The following is a 1,229-nucleotide window of genomic DNA, read 5'->3' as shown; positions in this document are numbered from 1 at the left end:
AGCCGGGAAGGCACGGACGCCGTGGCCTTCCCGCGGGTAGATCACGAGCTGGGACTCGACCCCGTGCGCGAGCAGCGCCTGGTGGAACTCCTGGGCCTGCGTCGGAGGCGTGCACCGGTCCAGGGCGCCGGCGATGTTCAGGCACGGGGTGCGCACCTTGCTGGCGTGCGCCACCGGGCTCCTGGAGTGGAACTTGCCGCCGGGGACTTCCGGGTCCCCGTCGAGGAACAGCGCGTCGAAGTAGGGGATGTTGCTGGTGAAGTGCTGGCTGTACCAGTCCGTCACGGGTGAGACCGGTACGGCGGCGGCCCAGCGCCGATCCTGGCTGACCAGCCACGCGGACATGTAACCGCCGTACGACCCGCCGATGACGCCGACCCTGGCCGGGTCCACGATCCCGCGCTCGACGAGGGCGTCGATCGCGGAGGTGAAGTCGGCCGTGTCCTCGCCACCCATCTCCCCGAACACCAGCCGGGCGAAGTCCTGCCCGCGGCCGGAGCTGCCCCGCGGGTTGGGGTTCAGGACGGCATACCCCTGCGCCACCAACAGCGGGGTAGAAGGGGAGAACATCGACCACATGTTCCGGTAGGCCCACACCGGACCACCGTGGATGTTCACCACGAGCGGGAAAGGCCCCTCCCCGGCAGGGACGCACAGGATCCCCTCGATGCGCAGCCCGTCGGGCGCCGACCAGGTGACCGTCTCGGCCGTGCCCGCGACCGACAACAGGTACTCGGTGCCCGAGTGCCCGATCCCCGCGAGCTCGACCCGCTCGCCGCCCAGCACCACGACCCGTTGCGGCGCCGAGTAGCCCTCCTCGACCAGCACCACGCGGCCGTCGGCGGACCAGGCCGCCTCCGGGTAGCGCGTGCCGCAGCTGGTGTCCGTGCTCGACCACAGCTCGGTGATCTTCCCGGCCACCGCGTCGTACACCGCGGCGACGGTCTCCAGGCCGCGGATCCCCAGAATCCCGAGGCGATCCGCGTCGATCCACTGGGTCGAGGTGACGTCCACCCCACCGGTGTCGACCCGCTGCAAGGCGGCACCGGGAGCGCTCACCAGCAGGTCACCCGCGACGACCCCGCGGTCGCTGCACACCGCCTCGACCACCGCCAACCGCCCTCCGGAAGGCGAGGCCGCGGGGCAGCCGAGCTGCACCTTGGAGCGGGCCAGTTCGGTGACCGCCCCGTCGAGGCCCAGGCGGGAGAGCACGGCCGTGTACCAGGCGC

General features: G+C 71.9%; 1 protein-coding gene. It reads right to left on the bottom strand.

All coding sequences use genetic code 11. The features are described 5' to 3' along the window. Window positions 1–1,229: alpha/beta hydrolase family protein (locus tag AWQ68_RS00020; RefSeq protein ID WP_157544704.1), on the bottom strand; the 1,229-nt coding region annotated here is incomplete at both ends.

Source organism: Microtetraspora fusca (genome assembly GCF_001570365.1).
Classification (GTDB): Bacteria; Actinomycetota; Actinomycetes; order Streptosporangiales; family Streptosporangiaceae; genus Microtetraspora; species Microtetraspora fusca.
This window is presented reverse-complemented; position numbering and strand designations above follow the sequence as displayed.